The organism is Rhodococcus sp. ENV425, from assembly GCF_002887785.1.
Taxonomy (GTDB): Bacteria; Actinomycetota; Actinomycetes; order Mycobacteriales; family Mycobacteriaceae; genus Rhodococcus; species Rhodococcus aetherivorans.
The window spans coordinates 59,278-76,777 of record NZ_PCZU01000271.1; the positions used below are offsets into that span (position 1 = coordinate 59,278).

Annotated in this window: 19 protein-coding genes and 1 pseudogene; 9 read left to right on the plus strand and 11 right to left on the minus strand. The window is 71.5% G+C overall.

The features are described 5' to 3' along the window. The 3 genes and pseudogenes from CQZ88_RS31855 to CQZ88_RS25230 form a co-directional block, all read left to right on the plus strand. Positions 1-377: pseudogene (locus CQZ88_RS31855) on the plus strand (cell division protein FtsH); the annotation flags it as partial. Positions 378-424: 47 nt separating this feature from the next. Beyond that, positions 425-691 (plus strand): hypothetical protein, encoded by a 267-nt coding sequence (locus CQZ88_RS25225; RefSeq protein ID WP_029545826.1) that lies wholly within the window; start codon positions 425-427, stop codon positions 689-691. A gap of 29 nt (positions 692-720) precedes the next feature. Further along, complete coding sequence (locus CQZ88_RS25230) at positions 721-1,122, plus strand: TIGR03668 family PPOX class F420-dependent oxidoreductase (RefSeq protein ID WP_050035835.1); 402 nt, start codon at positions 721-723, stop codon at positions 1,120-1,122. Between the two features lie 35 nt (positions 1,123-1,157). On the opposite strand, the gene CQZ88_RS25235 is transcribed toward CQZ88_RS25230, so the two are convergent. The 4 genes from CQZ88_RS25235 to CQZ88_RS25250 all read right to left on the minus strand — a co-directional run bounded on the left by CQZ88_RS25235 (position 1,158) and on the right by CQZ88_RS25250 (position 5,046). Next, positions 1,158-2,570 carry an alkaline phosphatase PhoX gene (locus CQZ88_RS25235; RefSeq protein WP_102800468.1) on the minus strand — a complete coding sequence of 471 codons (1,413 nt, stop codon included), beginning with the start codon at positions 2,568-2,570 and terminating at the stop codon, positions 1,158-1,160. Positions 2,571-2,687: 117 nt separating this feature from the next. Then, a complete protein-coding gene (locus tag CQZ88_RS25240) occupies positions 2,688-3,353 on the minus strand; it encodes a metalloregulator ArsR/SmtB family transcription factor (RefSeq protein ID WP_006939758.1) in 666 nt (221 codons plus the stop codon). After that, positions 3,346-4,662, minus strand: a complete 1,317-nt coding sequence (locus tag CQZ88_RS25245; RefSeq protein WP_006939757.1) for an MFS transporter — start codon at positions 4,660-4,662, stop codon at positions 3,346-3,348. Before CQZ88_RS25245 ends, CQZ88_RS25240 begins: the two co-directional genes overlap by 8 nt. 144 nt (positions 4,663-4,806) lie before the next feature. Continuing rightward, positions 4,807-5,046, minus strand: coding sequence for a hypothetical protein (locus tag CQZ88_RS25250; protein WP_006939756.1), 240 nt, complete (start codon positions 5,044-5,046; stop codon positions 4,807-4,809). Between the two features lie 223 nt (positions 5,047-5,269). On the opposite strand from CQZ88_RS25250, the gene CQZ88_RS25255 reads away from it, so the two are divergent. Beyond that, positions 5,270-5,602, plus strand: coding sequence for a hypothetical protein (locus CQZ88_RS25255; RefSeq protein WP_029545834.1), 333 nt, complete (start codon positions 5,270-5,272; stop codon positions 5,600-5,602). 18 nt (positions 5,603-5,620) lie between these two features. Here CQZ88_RS25255 and CQZ88_RS25260 read toward each other — a convergent pair whose 3' ends face one another. Beyond that, positions 5,621-7,057: a hypothetical protein gene (locus CQZ88_RS25260; protein WP_043798476.1), complete on the minus strand. Its 1,437-nt coding sequence runs from the start codon at positions 7,055-7,057 to the stop codon at positions 5,621-5,623. Positions 7,058-7,236: 179 nt separating this feature from the next. Here CQZ88_RS25260 and CQZ88_RS25265 point away from each other — a divergent pair, with 179 nt between their 5' ends. Both CQZ88_RS25265 and CQZ88_RS25270 read left to right on the plus strand, forming a co-directional pair. Next, complete coding sequence (locus tag CQZ88_RS25265; RefSeq protein WP_006939749.1) at positions 7,237-7,794, plus strand: CsbD family protein; 558 nt, start codon at positions 7,237-7,239, stop codon at positions 7,792-7,794. Between the two features lie 29 nt (positions 7,795-7,823). Then, positions 7,824-8,516, plus strand: a complete 693-nt coding sequence (locus CQZ88_RS25270; protein WP_006939747.1) for a hypothetical protein — start codon at positions 7,824-7,826, stop codon at positions 8,514-8,516. 28 nt (positions 8,517-8,544) lie between these two features. Here the strand turns inward: CQZ88_RS25270 and CQZ88_RS25275 are convergent, their stop codons facing one another. From CQZ88_RS25275 to CQZ88_RS25295, 5 genes are all read right to left on the minus strand, one after another. Then, positions 8,545-9,585: a TIGR03617 family F420-dependent LLM class oxidoreductase gene (locus tag CQZ88_RS25275; RefSeq protein ID WP_006939746.1), complete on the minus strand. Its 1,041-nt coding sequence runs from the start codon at positions 9,583-9,585 to the stop codon at positions 8,545-8,547. Positions 9,586-9,605: 20 nt separating this feature from the next. After that, a complete protein-coding gene (locus CQZ88_RS25280; RefSeq protein ID WP_006939743.1) occupies positions 9,606-9,806 on the minus strand; it encodes a hypothetical protein in 201 nt (66 codons plus the stop codon). 83 nt (positions 9,807-9,889) lie between these two features. Then, on the minus strand, positions 9,890-11,494 hold the full coding sequence (fadD1, locus tag CQZ88_RS25285) for a fatty-acid--CoA ligase FadD1 (protein ID WP_065922120.1): 1,605 nt from the start codon (positions 11,492-11,494) through the stop codon (positions 9,890-9,892). 4 nt (positions 11,495-11,498) lie between these two features. Continuing rightward, the gene (locus CQZ88_RS25290; RefSeq protein WP_102800469.1) at positions 11,499-12,488 is read right to left on the minus strand and encodes an alpha/beta hydrolase; all 990 of its coding nucleotides are present in this window, start codon (positions 12,486-12,488) and stop codon (positions 11,499-11,501) included. Positions 12,489-12,527: 39 nt separating this feature from the next. Then, positions 12,528-13,850 carry an NAD(P)/FAD-dependent oxidoreductase gene (locus CQZ88_RS25295; RefSeq protein WP_102800497.1) on the minus strand — a complete coding sequence of 441 codons (1,323 nt, stop codon included), beginning with the start codon at positions 13,848-13,850 and terminating at the stop codon, positions 12,528-12,530. 190 nt (positions 13,851-14,040) lie between these two features. Between CQZ88_RS25295 and CQZ88_RS25300 the strand changes: the two genes are divergently transcribed. Next, positions 14,041-14,646, plus strand: coding sequence for a TetR/AcrR family transcriptional regulator (locus CQZ88_RS25300; RefSeq protein WP_006935252.1), 606 nt, complete (start codon positions 14,041-14,043; stop codon positions 14,644-14,646). Between the two features lie 10 nt (positions 14,647-14,656). Here CQZ88_RS25300 and CQZ88_RS25305 read toward each other — a convergent pair whose 3' ends face one another. Further along, entirely contained in the window at positions 14,657-15,271 is a 615-nt protein-coding gene (locus CQZ88_RS25305; protein WP_102800470.1) for a TetR/AcrR family transcriptional regulator, read from the minus strand. Positions 15,272-15,383: 112 nt separating this feature from the next. Here CQZ88_RS25305 and CQZ88_RS25310 point away from each other — a divergent pair, with 112 nt between their 5' ends. Together CQZ88_RS25310 and CQZ88_RS31860 are read left to right on the plus strand one after the other, a co-directional pair. Beyond that, positions 15,384-16,940, plus strand: a complete 1,557-nt coding sequence (locus CQZ88_RS25310; protein WP_102800471.1) for a long-chain fatty acid--CoA ligase — start codon at positions 15,384-15,386, stop codon at positions 16,938-16,940. An 11-nt stretch (positions 16,941-16,951) separates the two neighbouring features. Further along, the coding region (locus tag CQZ88_RS31860; RefSeq protein WP_258008784.1) for an acyl-CoA dehydrogenase family protein at positions 16,952-17,500 on the plus strand (549 nt) is incomplete at its 3' end.

Sequence of the window (17,500 nt, forward strand, 5' to 3'; positions counted from 1 at the left end):
CGACCGGCGCCGCCGACGATCTGAGCGGCGCGACCCGGATCGCCGTGCGCATGGTGCGGGAATTCGGGCTGTCCGAAGCGTTCGGCCCGGTGGGGTACGGCTCCGGCGATCCCAACTACCTCCATGCCGACACCAGCGACCGGAGCCTCGTGCGGCCCTACTCGGAACACACCCAGCAGCTCGTGGACCGCGAGGTCGCCCGGCTGCTGCGGGCCGCCGAGGAACGGGCGGTCGCGCTCCTGACGCAGCATCGGACGGCGCTGGACCGGCTGGCCGCGATCCTCGTCGAGGAGGAGACCGTCGACGGCGACGTCGTCCTCGATGTGCTTCGGGCGGAAGCGGACACGGCCCGGCCGCAGCGCCTCGGCAGCACCTGAGGAATGCGCCCGACATGATTCGCCGCGCCGCGGGGAACCCGGTCCCCATGGCACCTCTCCCCGACCCCACGACGGCACGGCACTACCGCATCCACGAGACTCCCGACGGTCACCGTTGGGTGATCTGCACCCACGACCCGTCGCTGGGCATCGATTTCGGCCCGGGACCGGAGGCCGAGTCCTGGGCGCGGGAAGCCTGGGCCGACCTGGAATCCCCGCCGCCGCAGAACCAGTACAACTGGCGGCCGGCGCCGCCGGGCCTCGCGGGCTCGCGGTTCGGCCCCGACAGGCGGATCCCCGGACCGAGAAGGTGACGACCGGCGGGCGCCTACCGTGGGGGGGTGTGGACGCACGCGCTCTCGTCACCGCCGCCCGCGTCGCACGGCTCGCCACCGCCGGGCCCGACGGGCGCCCGCACCTCGTCCCGATCGTGTTCGCGCTCGCCGGCGACGTCCTCTACACCTGCGTCGACGACAAACCGAAGACGACGCGCCGGCTGCGGCGCCTGCGCAACATCGAGGGCAACCCGCACGTCACCGTGCTCGTCGACCACTACGAGGAGGACTGGACGCACCTGTGGTGGGTCCGCCTCGACGGCACCGCCACCGTCCACGACCCGCGCTCCGCGGTCGGCACGGCCGGTCTCGATGCGCTCGCCGTCAAGTACGCGCAGTACCGGGCCGCCCGCCCGGCCGGGCCGGTGCTCCGGATCGCCGATCTGCGCTGGCGGTCCTGGTCCGCCTGACACGCACGGCCCGCGGCGCCGCGCGGGCCGTGCGATCAGTTGATCGGACGACGCCACGGCCCGGTAATGGCAAGGACCAGCCCGGGCGACTGGATGTTGACGAACAGGGTCTTGCCGTCGGCACTGAACGCCGGTCCGCAGAACTCGCTGTCGTTGAGTTCGTTGCGGGCGATGGCGAACGGCTGTCCCTCGGCGGTGACGCCGATGAGGTGGCTGATGCCGTCGCCGTCCTCGGCGAGGATCACGCCGCCGTACGGCGAGACGGTGATGTTGTCGGGACCGTCGTAGTTGCCGGTGTCGACGGACGGGTCGGGGTTGACCCCGAACAGCGTCTTCAGCGTGACCGTCTGTGAGGCCGGATCGTAGAACCACACCTGGCCGTCGTGCTCGGCGACGCTGCCGTCGCCGGTGCGGGCGTAGCTGGCGACGAAGTAGGCGCCGCCGTCGCCCCACCACTGGCCCTCGAGCTTGCGGCTGCGGGTGACCTCGTCGGCGGCGAACTGTGCGCGCACCGGCGTGGTGGCGGCGTCGCGGTCGGGGACGTCGACCCACTCCACCGCGTAGCGCACGCCCGGCTCGGTGGCCTGCGACAGGTCGGGCACGTGCGTGCCGCCGTCGAGGCACTTCATCGCCTGCAGGCTGCCCGCCGTGTCGCCGCCCGGCGACACGGCGAGTTCACGCAGGGCGCCCGGCCCGCCGCGGAAACCCTGCGGCGGCGTCCACCGGAAGAACAGGCCGTTGGGCTCGTCGGCGTCCTCGGTGAGGTAGATCGCGCTCGATGCCGGGTCCACGGCGACGGCCTCGTGCGCGTACCGGCCGAGGAACTTCAGCGGCACCGGGCTCCTGCCGCGGTTGGCTGCCTGGCTCGCGGGGTCGACCTCGAAGACGTAACCGTGGTCGAGCGTGAATCCCTTGGAGCCGGCGCGTGCCTCGGTTTCCTCGCACGTCAGCCACGTGCCCCACGGGGTGATTCCGCCGGCGCAGTTGTTCACGGTGCCGGCCAGGCTGACGTACTGGCCCGTGCGCTGCCCGTTCGGCCCCACCGTGACGGTGGTGGTGCCGCCTCGGGCGCCGGGGTCGTAGGTCAGGCCGTCGACGACGGGCACGCCGAACGGCTCGTCCTTGCCGATCTCGTGGTTGGTCACGATCGTGGAACCGTTGCCGTGCGCGAACACGCCGTTGGCGTCGGGATCGCTGGGGACGGGCGTGCCGTCGTCGAGGGTCGTCTCCCCGGAGCGCGACACCACGGTGTACGAAAAGCCCACGGGCAGGGCGAGAATGCGGTTGGGATCCGGAACGAGCGGGCCGTAGCCGATCGCCGTGCCGGGCACGGCGGACGCAAGTCCGGGGCGGACGATCGCCTCGACGCTGCCGGCGAGGGCCACGCCGAGTCCGGCCAGCGCGGTGCGTCCGAGGAACCCGCGGCGATTCAGTGGTGCCGTCGTCACTGTTTCGATACCTCCATCGATCCGGTCGAGTCCTTCGGACCGTAGGTACCGGAAAGCCCGGTTCGGTGGCCGGCGCGTGACCCGGAACTGAACCGGACGCGAACGTCGCGGAGGCGGTCAGGCGACGTCGGAGTCGACGGGCAGGCCGGCGAGTCGCCACTCGAGCACACCGTCGGCGGCTCGCCGGGCGGGCACGCCGTGGGTGCGCAGCAGCCGGACGGCGTCGTGGGCGAGCACGCAGTACCGGCCGCGGCAGTAGGCGACGATCTCGCGGCCCGCCGGCAGGTCCGCGAGCCGCTCGGTCAGCTCGTCGAGTGGCACGTGCAGCGCGCCGGGCAGGTGCCCGGCGGCGTATTCGGCCTCGGGGCGCACGTCGAGCAGGACCACCTCGCCGGTCTCGAGGCGGTGCAGCAGTTCCTCGGTGCCGACGGCCGTGGTGTCGTCCGGGCCGAGATACGCGCGACGGGCGAGCTCGGTGTGCGGGCGGTGCCGCTGGGCGACGCGGCGCAGGGTGTCCCACAGGACGGCCACGTCGTCCCCGGCGAGCGAGTAGAAGATCCGCTTGCCGTCGCGGCGGGACTGCACCAGCCCGGCCGCGCGCAGCGTCTGCAGGTGCGCCGAGCAGGTGCTCACCCCGAGCCCGGCGGCGGCGGCGAGCTCGTCCACGCTGCGCGGGCCCTGCGCGAGCAGGTCGAGCAGTTCCAGGCGCGCGGGGTTGCCGAGCACCTTGCCGACGGCGGCGAACTCCCCGAAGAGGGCGTCCTTGGCGGCTCGGTCAGCCATGGGCGGGGTCCTCCTGTGCGACGCGGGCAGGTCGGGGGTGGGTCTCGTACATGCGCACCGCGACGATCAGCCCGGACAGGGCGGTCAGCGCGGCCACGACCCACACGGCGGCGTGGACGCCGAACGCGTCGGCGACGATACCGGCCAGCAGGGCGCCGGCGGCGAATCCGCCGTCGCGCCAGAGCCGGTACACGCCCACGGACCGTGCCCGCCAGGCGGGGTGGGCGACGTCGCCGATCGAGGCGAGCAGGGTCGGGTAGACCAGCGCGGTGCCGGCGCCGAGCGCCACCGCGGCGATCGCCCACGGCAGGAACGCATCCGAGACGGCGATCACGGCCAGGGCGAGGGCCTGCAGCCACATGCCGGCGACGATCATCCACTTGCGGCCCCACCGGTCCGACAGCGCGCCGGTGACCAGCTGGCCCACTCCCCACACGGCCGGGTACAGCGCGGCGAGGACGCCGATCCGGCCGACCGAGAGGCCGGCCGCGGCGAACAGGATCGGGAACAGGCCCCAGGCGAGGCCGTCGTTGAGGTTGTTGACCAGGCCGGCCTGGCTGGCGGACGACAGTGCCGGTTCCTTGAAGCTGGTCTGGACGAACACCTGCCGGTCGGTGAGCTTGTCGTGCAGGTGGTCGTGGCGTCCGTCGGCGCGGGCCACGTGGCCGACGGCTTCGAGGCGCGCGTGTTCGCGGGTCTCCTTCACGGCGAGGGTGGACAGTCCCAGGCCGAGGGCCGCGAAGGCGATGCCGAGCAGGAACGGCGCCGGCCGCAGACCGTAGGCCTCGGCCAGGTAGCCGGTGGCCAGCGCGGTCGCGGCGACGGCGGCATACCCCGCGGCCTCGTTCAGTCCCATCGCGAGCCCCCGGCGGGCCGGGCCGACCAGGTCGATCTTCATCACCACCGTGGTGGACCAGGTCAGTCCCTGGCTGATGCCGAGCAGCACGTTGGCGAAGATCACCCAGCCCCACGACGGAGCCCAGATGAGCAGCAGCGGCACCGGGACTGCGACCAGCCAGCCGGCCACGAGCACCGGTTTGCGCCCGTACCGGTCGGAGAAGGTGCCCGCGAAATAGTTGGTGATCGCCTTCGACAGGCCGAAGACGAGGATGAACGACAGGCCGGCGGTGTAGGCGCGGATGCCGAATTCCTCCTCGGCGAGCAGCGGCAGCACGGTGCGTTCCTGGCCGAGCATGCCGCCGACGAGGGCGTTGACCACCACCAGCAGCGTGAACTGGGCGGCGTTGCGGCGCAGGCCGAGTCCGATCCGTTCGCCGGACGGGGTGGTGGGGCGCGTGGGGCTGTTCATGAGCCGCCCTCCGGGGACGTGTGGGATCAGGGTCGCCGCGCGCCGGGCCTTCCCGGCGGGAGACGCGGCAACGTCACTACGACATTCTATGGAATTATGGAATGAACTGCCACCGACGTCGGAGCGGGTGTGCCCTCGCGGCGATCAGTGCAGGTTCTCGGCGTGCCGGACCGCCGTCTCCAGATGTTTGTCGACGCTGCGCAGATCCAGGCGCGCGTCGGCGAGGAGGTCGAGGATCTCGAGGAGCGCGGCCTCGGCGGAGTCTCCGTGGGAATGGCGATCGATCCGCCCGAACTCTTCGCTCAGTTCCTTGATACGTCGATCGAACACGTGCAGATCGGCCCGCAACCGCGAGGCGTGCCGGGCCAGCTCGGGGGTGCTCATTGCGGGACCGTCCTTCGATTCGACGTGCGGGGTGTGAAGTCATCGTGGCCGACGGGGTGCTCCGGCGCCACGCCCGGCACCCGGCCGGTCCGCTCGGCGGATACGCCGCAACCGGCCTTCTCGTCCGGCCGCACAGGTGGAAGAATCACCGGAGAGCTCCCGCACCGGACTCGACGCCCGAAGCGAAGGGTCCGGGGATGTGCCGCGGGGAGGCGGTGACGCGATGGATCCTGTTCGGCTGAACAGCGGTGTGCACCGGTGGTCCACCGAGCATCTCGTGCGGCTCGTGGACCAGAGCACGACGCACGATGCCGCCGTGGGGTGCGGGCCTGTCGAGGCGGCCCGGATCGAATTGGCCCGCAGACGCGCCGGTGGAACGTTCGATTGGATGTGCCTGGTCGAGGATCCCGCCGACCCGGACCACCGCACGGAGAGCTTGATCCTGTCCCTGCCCACGGGAGTGACCGAGGAGCAGGTGCGGTCGGAGGCACTGGCCCGTGCGCGCGCACGGTACGGTCCGCGGGTGGTCGTCCGCCACGTCCGCGCGTACGACTGACGAGGTGCCAGCGGACGATCACGGTCCGGCGTCTCCGCTGAATCCCACCTCGGACAGCGACGTCCGGAAGCGGCCGGGCCCGACCGACGCCAGCTCCGTGATCCAGACGAGCACCTCCGACATCGGTGCCGCCGTCGCCGCCACCGGTATGCGGGTCACGCCGGAGACGAGGACAGCGCCGCCGATCGTCTGCGCCGCGGGGTGCGGGCCGCCACCGCGGGGCGCGGTTCGGATCTCGACACGCGAACCGGCACTGAGGCTGTCGATCCGGACCTCGCCGAGCCGGACCGGCCGCGGGAAGGCGATCGTCAGGCCCACGCCGCTCCGGCCGGCCGGGACCGGCCGTGGATACAGGTCGGTGCTCCAGGCCGTGTTCGGGTTGGCGTCCGCCGCAAGGTCCGCCGTCACCGCATTGTCGGTAGTCCCGTCCCGCGACTGGGCGCGCACGGACAGCGGAACGAGGGGGGCGCTGATCGGCGCCGCCCCGGCACCGATCGTCGGCGCCACGACGGCGACTGCGGGCAGCGTCGGTGCCGTCACCACGGAATCGCCACCCGGGCCACTCAGGGCGGTGCCGGCGACCCAGCCGACCGCGGCGAGGCACGCCACCAGAACCATTGCAGCCGAGGCAGGCACGACCGCGATGCGCCGGGGAGGGGTCGCGGGCGGCCGATGCGCCGGGAACCGTTCCGGTGCCGGCGAAGGGGTTTGGCGGCGTACGGCTTCGGCCGTGCGTTCCGCGCCCCGGAACCGCACGTCGCCACGCGGGAGCATCCGATCCAGACGGTCGACGAAATCGGTTGCGGTACAAACATGTCCGCCCAAAGCCTCGTCGGCGAGCTGCCGCATCGGCTCTGCGCCGGGGCGCGCCTCGCCGGCGCCGAGCAGGCAGCGCAGCACCGCGCCGAGCCCGGCGACGTCGGTCGTCTCGTCCGCACCGGACAGGATCGCGGGGAAGGCGAGGACGGCGGTACCGCACTCGCCGACCCGGACGCGGACCGGATCGTCCAGGCACAGGACCGTGGACTGCCGGTGCGCGGCGCGCACCGTCTCGGCCAGGCGAAGCGTCATCCGTGCGGCCGCGGCCGGGTCCGGACGGTCGGCGGCGACGTCGCGCAGCGACCGGCCCCGCGTCCACTCGGCCACCACCACGCAGTGGTCGGTGTCGCCGACGACGTCGAAGACCCGGGCCGCGGCCCCTGCCCGCTCGAAGGCCGCCGAGGCGGTCCGCACGCACAGCCCCGGGAAGAAGCCGGCATCCGGGGCGGGGCGAGGCACGAGGGTCAGCGCGACGGTCCGGTTCATGGCCGTGTCGCGCCCCCGCCAGCACTGCAGGCCGCCCACGGTGCCGTGCCGCTCCACCAGCCGGTAGCGGCCGCCGCCGACGTGCGCTCCGGCCTCCGGAAGCACCCGTCGATACGTCCCGTCCGGAGCCGAGCCGTCGTTCCCGGTCATCGACGTCGCCTCCCCCTGAGCCGGATCCTCGCGCCTCATTGTCCGCCGGAGCGCAGGCGGCCGGGCCCGATCCGCACTCCGAAAATCCACCTGCGTGATTGACGCGGGCCATTTCGGGTTACCCCCGGGTAGCGGACAACCCCGCACAGACAGTCCCTACCACCGAGGAGCAGGACGTCATGGACGAAGAGGGCACGTCCGCGGAAGCCCGCGAGGGCTTGCTGGATTCCATCAAGGGCAAGGCGAAGGAAGTCGCGGGCGCGGTGACCGGCAACGACTCGCTCACCGCCGAGGGCCAGCTCCAGCAGGCCGAGGCCCACGCACGCAAGGAGGCGAACACCGCCGAAGCCGTCGCGCGGGCGGAGACCGAGGAGGCTGCGGACGAACTCGGGTCGATCCACGAGCGGGGCGCGCAGGAACGAGCGACGGTCCGGCAGGAGGCCGCGGCCGCGGAGCAGGACGTGCGCCGCCGGCAGCAGAGCGAGCATCTGGTCGCCGAGCAGCAGGCGCAGCACCGGGCCGCGGCCGGGCGGCTCGAAGCCGAACGCGACGCCCGCGTCGAGACGGCGCGCGCGCAGTCCGCCGAGCGCGCCCGGGTGGCCGAGGCCACCGCCGACGCGATCGATGCCACCGAGGAACACCGGGAGGCGATGGACGAGGCCGCCGAGGCGCGCGCCGAGGCCGCGCGGGCCCGGCAGAAGGCCGAGAGCCTCGGCGACGACGCCGAAACGCCCTGACCTCTCATACCCGACGAAGCGGAGACGACATGAACATCACCACCGTGCCCCTGGCCGTGTTGCGCCTTCAGTACCAGATCTTCCGATTCCCGCTGCAGATGATCGAGCAGCAGGTGTTCTCGCGGTTCCCGCCCGACGCACCCCCACGACTGATGTACGAGCGGGGCCTCGGCCTGCTCGACGGGACCGTGGGAACCGTGCTCGGCGCCCGCGACGTGCAGCAGCGCGGCGCCGCGATGACCGAGCGCACCGACGCGTTCGCCCGGGCGAGCGCCCTCGAGGAGGAGGCCGCCCGCAAGGAGCAGGAGGCCGACGCCGCGCTGCGCGCCGAGCGCGAGCAGGCGCGGGCGCAGCAGTCGGAGGCCCACGAGGCGAGGCAGCGTGAGGTGGCGCAGGCCCGGGCCCGTGAGGAGGAGCGCAAGCGCACCGCCGCACGGGAGGCCGAGCAACGCGCCGAGGCGGCGAAACGGCAGGCCGACGCCGAGGCGGCACAGCGCACGCAGGCGGTCGAATCGGCCCGGCGGAAGGAACAGGAGCAGATCAGGGCCGCCGAGCAGGCCGCCGCCGCCCCGGCCGAGGCGCAGCTGAAGGACGCCGCCGACAAACGGGGCGAGGCAGCCGACAAGCGTGCCCGCGCCGAGCGGTTGGAGGATCTGTCCGAGGCGGAGAAGGTCGGGCGTCGTGCCGAGCGCAACGGCGAGGCCGCAGGCGGACCGGCCTGACGAGGCGACCCGTCGGGCGCCGCGGTCCTCACCGCACCGGCCGCACCGGGATCGCCCGGATGCGGTCGAGCAGGGCCGCGAATTCGTCGTCGTCGGCCGGGTCCTCGGGCGGGTCGATCGACAACCCGTCGCACGTGCCGCCGTACCAGGATTCGAGGACGGCCGGCAGCTGGGCGTAGGTGCCGTGCGGGACGAGGGTGCGCAGGACGTCGTCGCTCACCGTCTCCGTCATCTCGTTCCAACGCTGTTCCCGCGCCAGCCTGGTCAGCCGCTCACCGAATTCGGTGAGACCGAGCGCCGCCAGCGTTCCGCGGTAGGCGGGTGTCGAGTACAGGAACGCGAATTCGGAGCGGGCCGCCTCGCGCGCGGCCGCGACGACGCGGTCGTCGCGGCCGGTGATCGCCTTGGGAACCACCACGACGCGGGGGCCGCCGTCGCGCCGGCCACGGCGTTCGGCGCCCTCGCGCAGTGCGGGCAGGATGTGTTCGCGCAGGAACGTGGGGTGCGAGTTCGTCGGGTGCGTGACGAATCCGTCGGAGCACTCACCGGCGAGCACACACATCCGCCGGTTGACGCCACCGGTCCACAGTTGCGGCGCCGGGACATGGACGGGGCCGGGTCGGAAGTACGGCTGCAACCGGTCGAATGTGTAGTGCGTGCCGCTGTGCGACAGAGGCTCTCCGGTGGCGAACGAGCCGAAGATCGCCCGCAGGGAGTCGAGGTAGTCGCGCAGCTGGGCGGCGGGATCGCTCCACGGCATCGAGAACCGGCCGACGATGTTGCCGCGGACCTGCGTCGCGAGACCGAGCTGGAAGCGGCCCCCGGAGAAGCGGGCGAGCTCCCACGCGGAATACGCGGTCACCATCGGGCTCCGGGCGAAGGCCACGACCATGCTGGTGCGCACCGTCAGCCGCGACGTGTGTTCCAGCGCCAGCGCGCACACGGTGAACGGGTCCCGCACCGTTTCCGACACGTGCACGGTGTCGTACCCCAGCGCCTCGATCCGGCGTACCCGCTCGGCCACCCGGCCCAGTTGCGTGTCCGCCGGCAACGACGCCACCCTCTCCATGGCGAGACCTCTCGTCGCGGTCAGAAGACGACGATTCCGCGCGGGTTCCTGCCCTCGTGCCTGCCGGTGAAGCCCTGGGCGGTGGCGCCGAGCCGGTCGTACGGGGAGAACACCGAGCGTTCCTCGGGCCGCATCCACTCCTCGAGGTGGTCACGCGAGTACTGCTGCCGGCGTTCGAGCAGCGCGTGCACGTCGGAGGCGGCGACGGTGGTTGCGGTCATGACGCGGATGCTAGGAGCGCACCTGCGACGCCCTCGCCGGAGTCCCGCTCAGCGAGACTCGAACGCGCGGCCTCTCCCCCGGATCACCCGGTCACGACGTAGCCGCCCTCCTCCCCCGATGTCGTGCCCGTCGCGCGACGGTCGCGGCGGGACCACAGCACGCCGCCGCCGGGAGTCGGGCCCTGTTGCACCAGTTCGCGTTTGAGGATCTTGTTCGTAGCGGTACCGGGCAGGTCGGCAGCGATGCGCACGTAGCGGGGCCACGCCTTCGGCGACAGGTCCGGCTGGGCGGCGAGGAACTCCTCGAACATCTCGGGGGTCAGTTCGGCGTCGTCCTGCAGAACCATCGCGGCCATCACCTGGTCGCCGACGTGATCGTCCGGCACCGCGTAGACGGCGACGCGGTTCAGGGCGGGCAGGCGCTGCAGGATCCGTTCGATGGGAGCGGTGGCGAGGTTCTCGCCGTCGACGCGCATCCAGTCCGCGGTGCGGCCGGCCAGGTAGATCCACCCGTCGGCGTCCTTGTACGCGAGGTCGCCGGACCAGAACATGCCGTGGCGGAATCGCTCGTCGGTGGCCTCCTGGTCGTTGTAGTACCCGGAGAAGAACCCGGCGCCGTGGGTGTTGACCAGTTCGCCGATCGCCTCGTCCGCGTTGATCAGGGCACCGGCGGCGTCGAACTCCGCGGCGGGGCACTCGGTGACGGTGGCGGAGTTGTAGACGGCGACGCCGTCGAGGCCCTTGCCGATCGATCCGCGCGGGGTGCCGGGCTCGCGGGTGACGATGACGGCGTTCTCGGTGGAGCCGAAGCCGTCCCATACCGTGCAGTCGAACCGGCGTGCGAACTCCTCGATGTCGCGATCGGTGGCCTCGTTGCCGAATGCCACGCGCAGCGGGTTGTCCCGGTCGTCGGGCCGCTCGGGGGTCGCGAGCACGTAGGCGAGGGGCTTGCCGACGTAGTTCATGTAGGTCGCGCCGCAGCGTCGGATGTCGTCGAGGAACCGGGACGCCGAGAAGGCGGCCGGGACCATGGCGGCGCCGCTGCCGATGCCCACGCTCCAGCCGGCGAGGACGGCGTTGGAATGGAACAGCGGCATCGACAAGTAGCAGACGTCGGTGTCGGCGATACCGAACCGACCGATGAGGTTCTGACCCGCGAACAGCACCATCAGGTGGGCGACGCGGACCGGTTTGGGATCGCCGCTCGTGCCCGACGTGAAGATCATCATGAAGGTGTCCATGGCCTCGACCTCGCGGTGCGGGTGCAGGACACCGGCGCCGGCGAGCAGGTCGGCCCACTCCCGCGACGACGTGTCGAGGATCCGCACCCCCGGCAGGTCGAGCACGGCCAGCAGGGGCCGGTGTTCCGGGTCGGTGACGACGATCTGGCAGTCGGCGCGCCGGATGTCGCGGGCCAGGCCGTCGCCGCGGCGGGTGGTGTTGATGCCGCACAGGACGTAGCCGCCGAGTCCGGCCGCCGCCATGGCCTCGAGCATGTCGGGAGTGTTGCCGAGCAGGGTGCCCACGTGCATCGGGCGGTCCGGGTCCGCCACGCCCAGCAGGGCCGCGGCCTGGGCGGATGCGCGGCCGAGGTGCTCGCGCCACGTCCATGTCCTGTCGCCGTACACGACTGCGGTGGTGTCCTGGTCGCATCGCTCACGGAGGGCTTGCTGGACGGTCTCTGCCATCGGTCTACCTCGTCGTCGTGGGGGCGGCGTCGTCGTGCCGGGGACTCCCGGCGGTGTCGTCGTGCCGGGGACTCCCGGCGGGCGGGCTCCCGGCACCGAGGTGCCGGGACAGGAACGAGATCTGATGGGCGACCGCGGCATCGAACCAGTCGCGCCCCGGCCAGACGTCGAAGTGGTCGCACGGGTAGTGGCGGACCTCGGCCCGTCCCCGGGCGGCGGCGACCGCGGCGGCGTGCGGGGGTGCACTGCGGTCGAAGTCGGCGATCTGGACGAGCAGCGGGCACCGCAGTCCGGCGGCGTCCTTGCCCGGCCGGTAGGTACCGAGTTCGAGCGCGACACGTGCGTCGATCTCGTTGCGCCACGTCGGGCCGGCGAGTGCCGTGTAGTCCTCGAAATACCCGTCCAGGGTCAGTGCCGCGGTCTCGCCGGGGCGGCCCACGATCGGAATCGTCACGGGGGGAAGGCCTCTCAGGGCCGCGACTCGGCTGCGGGTTCCGATCGCGGTGGACCGCAGCATCGACGGCATCGAATGATGCCGCGCCGCCAGCAGACCCGCGGCGGGGCCGTCGACCAGCGGTGTGAGGGCGACGACGGCCGCGACGTCCCGGCGGTGTGCCCCCACCGAGAGCACATGTCCACCCGCCAGCGACACACCCCACAGGATCAGGCGATTCGGGTCGGCCCCGTCGAGGCGGGCGGCGGCGCACAGGGCGGCCCGGTAGTCGTCCGCCTGGCCGCGCAGGTCGACCCGTTGACGCGGCGCACCACCGGACGCGCCGAATCCCCGGTAGTCGAAGGCGAGGACGTCGAGACCGGCCGCGGCGAGCCGCTCCGCGAACGCCTGGAGACCGGAATCCTTGGTGCCGCCGAGCCCGTGCGCCATCACGACGACCGGGCGGCCGCCGTCACCGGCGAACGCCTCGCCCTGCCCGGGGAAGTGCCAGGCGTCGCAGAGCGCGTCACCGGATCGGAAGGTCTTGTGTCGGTGTGTCATTCGGATACCTTCTCGGGGAGGTCGGTCGGGTGGACGCGACTACCGGTGCGCAAGCGCCCGTTTCCTGCCGGCGGGTAGTTCGTGTACCCGCAGGTCGTGTTCGTAGAGGAAGTAGTCGACCTGCTGGGTGTGCCGGGGCCGGTCGAGCATGTGCCCGGTGTACTTGCGCTGATCTGCTTCGATCACCCGCTCCATCTCGTCCACCGACGGCAGCCGGTACCGGCCGATCACGTGGGCTGCGACGAGCCGGGCCTGGCATTCGACGAACGGGAACAGGGTAGGCGTGGCCTGTGCGAACCCGACGAAGGCGAGGTTGTCGAGGCCGGGCTTGAAGATCCGCTTGTAGAGCGGGATGTGGTTACCGGGCGCGCTGACGAAATCCTCGTCGAAGAACGGGAAGGTGATGTTGTAGCCGGTGGCGTAGACGACGACGTCGAAGTCCGACGAGGTGCCGTCCTCGAAGTGCACGGTCGCGCCGTCGAGTAGGCGGATGTTCGGCTTGGCGACGACGTCGCCGGAACCGAGGCGCAGCGGCAGTTCCACCGATTGGGTGGGGTGGGCCTCGAAGAACTTGTGGTTGGGCGTGGGCAGGCCGTACCGCTCGGGACGCCCGGCGATGACGGGCTGCCCGAGCTGGGCGAGCTTGCGCTGCCAGGAGAGCGGAAGGTGGGGGCTGGTCCGGTAGTACTTGTCGGCCGGACGGCCCGCGATGTACTTCGGCACGATCCAGGCGCTCGAGCGGGTGGACAGGGTGACCTCGTTGCCGAGCGCCTTCGACGACAGTTCCACCGCGATGTCGGCGGCACTGTTGCCGATCCCGACGACGAGAATGTGCTTGTCCGAGAAGTCGATCGGCGTGCGCGGATCGACGTACCGGTGCGAGTGGAGGGACATGCCCGTGAACTCGCCCGGAAAGTCCGGGATCCGTGGATCCCAGTGGTGACCGTTCGCCACGACGAGGAAGTCGAAGTACCGGGTACGCCCGTCCTCGGTGTCGAGTTCCCACCGGCCGTCCGCGTTCCGGCGGGCATGCACGACACCGTTGCGGAACTCGATCCGCGACTCGAGGTCGAACGCCGCGGCGTATCCGTCGAGGTACTGCTTGATCTGGGTGTGATGCGGGAAGTCGGGGAAGGACTCCGGCATCGGGAAGTCCTTGAACGAGAGCTGATGCTTGGACGTGTCGATGTGCAGCGAGCGGTAGGCGCTGCTGTGCCCGTTGGGATTGCCGAACGCCCAGTTGCCGCCGATCCGGTCCGACGACTCGAAGCACGTGTAGGGCACTCCGTAGTCCCCGAGCATCTTGCCCGTGGTCAGACCGCTGATTCCCGCGCCGATGACGGCGGTGGTCGGTGCCGGCATGTCGCAGCTCCTCGTGTGCAGGTTCCGGCCATCCGGTGGGCCGGTCCGATCTCCGGCGCGAGCGCGTCCGGTGACGACGACCACAATGTAGAACATGTTCATGGCGGGTGTACACACATTCCGGAAAGTGTCTACTGCGCGTAGGGTCGGCTCGCGGGCCGCGCGGTCCGCCGGCCGAGAGGAACAGCGCGTGCCCATCGAGACGAAACCCGGAAGCGTCCGCGAGCGACTGCTCGCCGCGACGGAGGACTCGCTGCGCGCCAAGGGAATCCGGGCGACCACGATGGCCGAGGTGGCCGAGGCGGCCGGCGTGTCCCGGGCCTGGCTGTACCGGCACTTCCCGGACAAGGCGAGCCTGGTCGGCAGCGTGATCGTCCGGCTCGACGAGGCGTACTGGGCCGACGCCCGAGCGGCGCTCGCCGGGTACGGCTCCTTCGACGAACAGCTCGCGGCCGGCGTCCGGATCGGCCGGGCTACCTACGACGACCCGGGCGCGCTGCCGCTCCGGCTGCGCGCCACCGAGCCGGAGGAGTTCGAGGCGTGCGCCGGCGCGGGGGTGCGCGAACTGGTTCCCGATCTCGCGGCGTTCTGGCTCGAGTTCGTCGTCGCGGCGATCGAACGCGGGGAGGTCCGTGACGACGCCGATCCCGTCGAGGCCGCCGAGTGGGTGGCGCGCTCGCTCATCAGCCTCGCCACCGTGCCGGGCAACACCCTCGACCCCGACGACGCCGCCGCCGTGCTGCGCTACGTGCGGCGGTACGTACTCGCCGGCCTGTCGCCCGCCGCGCCGCGCTGATCGGCGACCGTCAGGATCCGGCCCCGGGCGGCGGTCCGTCGAAGCCGTTCGCCCAGTACCGGCCGCGCAGGGACAGTTCCAGCAGCATTTCCGTGACGTCCTCGAGGGGAAGCACGGGCGGGTCCGACTCGATCCACCAGCGCAGCACGGAGATCTGCTCGCCGACCCAGGCCCGGGCGAGAACGTCGACGTCGATGCGCGGGGTCACCCCGTGGGCGTCCGCGCGCTTGCGGAAGATCCGGGCGACGACCTCGCTGCGGTCGTCCATGAACTCCCGCAGCGCACGGCCGTCGCCCTCCCCGCGCAGGATCACCCGGTACACGTCGCGTTCCTCGGCGGCGTGGCGGAACATCTCCAGGACCGGCTTGCCGGTGAACCCGGCCGACGAGTCCGTGACGAGCGGGCGCAGGCGTTCGTTCAACTCCGCGATCAGATCCGCGACGATCCGCCCGAACAGGTCGTCCTTGTCGGTGTAGTGCCCGTAGAAGGTGGCGCGGCTGAGGTCGGCCCGTTCGGCGATGTCCTCGACGGTGACGGCGCCGTAGCCGTGCTCGAGCACGAGCGTCACGAGCGCATCGCGCAGCAGTCGCTTGGTGCGACGCACCCGGCGGTCTTCCGTTGCCATTGCCGGCTCCCTTCCCGGTACCAGGACGCCCATGCTAGCGCAAGTCTTGACACGGACACCAGTTCAATACATCGTGTCTAATAACAGTCACTCTGTCCGCGAAGGAGCGGAAATGAACCTCGGCATCTATCTGAGCCGCAGCAGTACGTACTGGCCCGACCACGAAGCCGTGGTGTGCGGCGACGAGCGCTGGACGTACCGCCGCCTGGAGGACTCCACCAACCGGCTCGCCTCGGCACTGCTCGGGCGCGGACTCGAACCGGCGCAGGCGGTCGCCACCTTCGCCGGTAACCGCCCGCAGCTGGTGGAGACCGAGATGGCCCTGTGCAAGGCCGGACTGCTCCGCGTGCCGATCAACGCGCGACTCGGCGCCGCCGAGGTCGCCCACGTCCTACGGGACGCGGCCGTGCGCATGCTGTTCGTCGACGCCGAGCACGCCGAGGCCGCGCTGAAGATCGTCGCCGACACGGGGGCGGACTGCACGGTCGTCGACTACGACGACAGCTGCGACGGCGCGGTGCGCTACAGCGACCTGCTGGCCGAGGGCGACGATCGCCCGGTGGCGATCGAGGTCGACCCCGAGGTTCCCGCGGTCCTGAACTTCACCTCCGGCTCGACCGGAAAACTCAAGGCCGCGGTGCAGACTCACGGCAACCGCCTGGCCAACATGCGCAAGCGCCTGATGACTCCGGACAGCTCGCTCGGTGTCGGCGAGCGCTACCTCGCACCCGGCCCGATCACCCACGCCTCGGGCATGGGCCTGCTCGCCTCCCTCTCCCGCGGATCGACCGTCGTGATCCTGCCGCACTGGGACACCGGGCGGTTCCTGCGCACCCTCGAGTCCGAGCGCATCACCTCGACGTTCATGGTGCCCACCATGCTCAACCTGGTGCTCGACCACCCAGAGGCCACCACCACCGACTACTCGAGCCTCAGATGCGTGCGGATCGGTGGCGCGCCCGTCTCCCCGCAACGCCTGCGTGACGCCGTCGACCTGTTCGGACCGGTCGTCGCCCAGGGTTACGGACAGGCCGAAACCACCAGTGGGGTAACAGTTCTCACTCCGGATGACGTGGAGCGAGGAATCGACTCCGACCCCGAGCTCCTGCTGTCGTGCGGACGCGCGGTGTTCGACACCGAAGTCCGGGTGGTCGACGACGAAGGCCGGCCCGTGCCGGCAGGCGAACTCGGCGAGATCGTCGTGCGCGGGCCGGACTGCGTGCGCGAGTACTGGCACGAACCGGAATTGTCGGCGGAGACCTTCCGCGACGGGTGGGTCCACACGGGCGACATCGGGCGCCTGCGGGAGGACGGGTATCTGTTCATCGTCGACCGCAAGAAGGACATGATCATCTCCGGCGGGTTCAACATCTACTGCAGCGAGGTCGAGGCTGCCCTGTACGAGCACCCCGACGTGTCCGAGGTCTGCGTCGTCGGCGTCCCCGACGAGCGGTGGGGCGAGGCCGTGAAGGCCGTCGTCGTGCCGCGCCCCGGCACCGGGCCGACGGAAGCCGCACTGATCGACCACTGCGCCCAGCGGCTCGCCGGGATGAAGAAGCCGCGCTCGGTGGACTTCGTCGAGTCCCTTCCTGTCAACCGCAACGGCAAGGTCGACCGCCGCGCCGTGCGCGACTCCTACTGGTCCGGCGCCGAGCGCCGCGTTCACTGACAAGGACCCCCATGTCGTTCACCCTCACCCCGTCCTACGACGACCACCCGCGGCTCGCGACGCTGGTTCCGCGCCTGCGGGACTACCTCGACGGCGAACTCGCCGAGTACGAACAACGACTCGGCCTGGGACCGGAAACCCGCTATACCCGAGAGCAACTCGAACCGGTGTGGCGGCGCAGCCGTGAACTCGGGTTCTACGGAATCCATCTGCCGCCGGCCCTCGGCGGTCAGGGCCTGTCCTACACCGAACTCGCCGTCCTCAAGGAGGAGGTGGGGGCCAGCGGCCGGATCCTCGCCCACTCGGTCCTCGGTGACATGGGCGGGCCGCTCCGCGTCGGGTCGATCTTCGGCGTGGCCACGGACCACCAGCTCGAGAAGTACCTGATGCCGGTGCTGCGCGGCGAGCGGGCGTGCTGCTTCTCGCTCACCGAGGAGGACGCGGGATCCGACGTACGACGGATGCGCACCATCGCCACCCCCGACGGGGACGGCTGGCGGCTGACCGGCCGCAAGGTGTTCTCCTCCGCCGGCCCGTTCGCCGACTTCTCCGTGCTCGTC

Coding starts and splice junctions, on each gene's coding strand:
- CQZ88_RS25225 (WP_029545826.1), top strand. CDS start 425: ATGGCACCTCTCCCCGACCCCACGACGGCACGGCACTACCGCATCCAC.
- CQZ88_RS25240 (WP_006939758.1), bottom strand. CDS start 3,353: ATGGCTGACCGAGCCGCCAAGGACGCCCTCTTCGGGGAGTTCGCCGCC.
- CQZ88_RS25245 (WP_006939757.1), bottom strand. CDS start 4,662: ATGAACAGCCCCACGCGCCCCACCACCCCGTCCGGCGAACGGATCGGA.
- CQZ88_RS25250 (WP_006939756.1), bottom strand. CDS start 5,046: ATGAGCACCCCCGAGCTGGCCCGGCACGCCTCGCGGTTGCGGGCCGAT.
- CQZ88_RS25255 (WP_029545834.1), top strand. CDS start 5,270: ATGGATCCTGTTCGGCTGAACAGCGGTGTGCACCGGTGGTCCACCGAG.
- CQZ88_RS25260 (WP_043798476.1), bottom strand. CDS start 7,057: ATGACCGGGAACGACGGCTCGGCTCCGGACGGGACGTATCGACGGGTG.
- CQZ88_RS25265 (WP_006939749.1), top strand. CDS start 7,237: ATGGACGAAGAGGGCACGTCCGCGGAAGCCCGCGAGGGCTTGCTGGAT.
- CQZ88_RS25270 (WP_006939747.1), top strand. CDS start 7,824: ATGAACATCACCACCGTGCCCCTGGCCGTGTTGCGCCTTCAGTACCAG.
- CQZ88_RS25275 (WP_006939746.1), bottom strand. CDS start 9,585: ATGGAGAGGGTGGCGTCGTTGCCGGCGGACACGCAACTGGGCCGGGTG.
- CQZ88_RS25280 (WP_006939743.1), bottom strand. CDS start 9,806: ATGACCGCAACCACCGTCGCCGCCTCCGACGTGCACGCGCTGCTCGAA.
- fadD1 (WP_065922120.1), bottom strand. CDS start 11,494: ATGGCAGAGACCGTCCAGCAAGCCCTCCGTGAGCGATGCGACCAGGAC.
- CQZ88_RS25290 (WP_102800469.1), bottom strand. CDS start 12,488: ATGACACACCGACACAAGACCTTCCGATCCGGTGACGCGCTCTGCGAC.
- CQZ88_RS25295 (WP_102800497.1), bottom strand. CDS start 13,850: ATGCCGGCACCGACCACCGCCGTCATCGGCGCGGGAATCAGCGGTCTG.
- CQZ88_RS25305 (WP_102800470.1), bottom strand. CDS start 15,271: ATGGCAACGGAAGACCGCCGGGTGCGTCGCACCAAGCGACTGCTGCGC.
- CQZ88_RS25310 (WP_102800471.1), top strand. CDS start 15,384: ATGAACCTCGGCATCTATCTGAGCCGCAGCAGTACGTACTGGCCCGAC.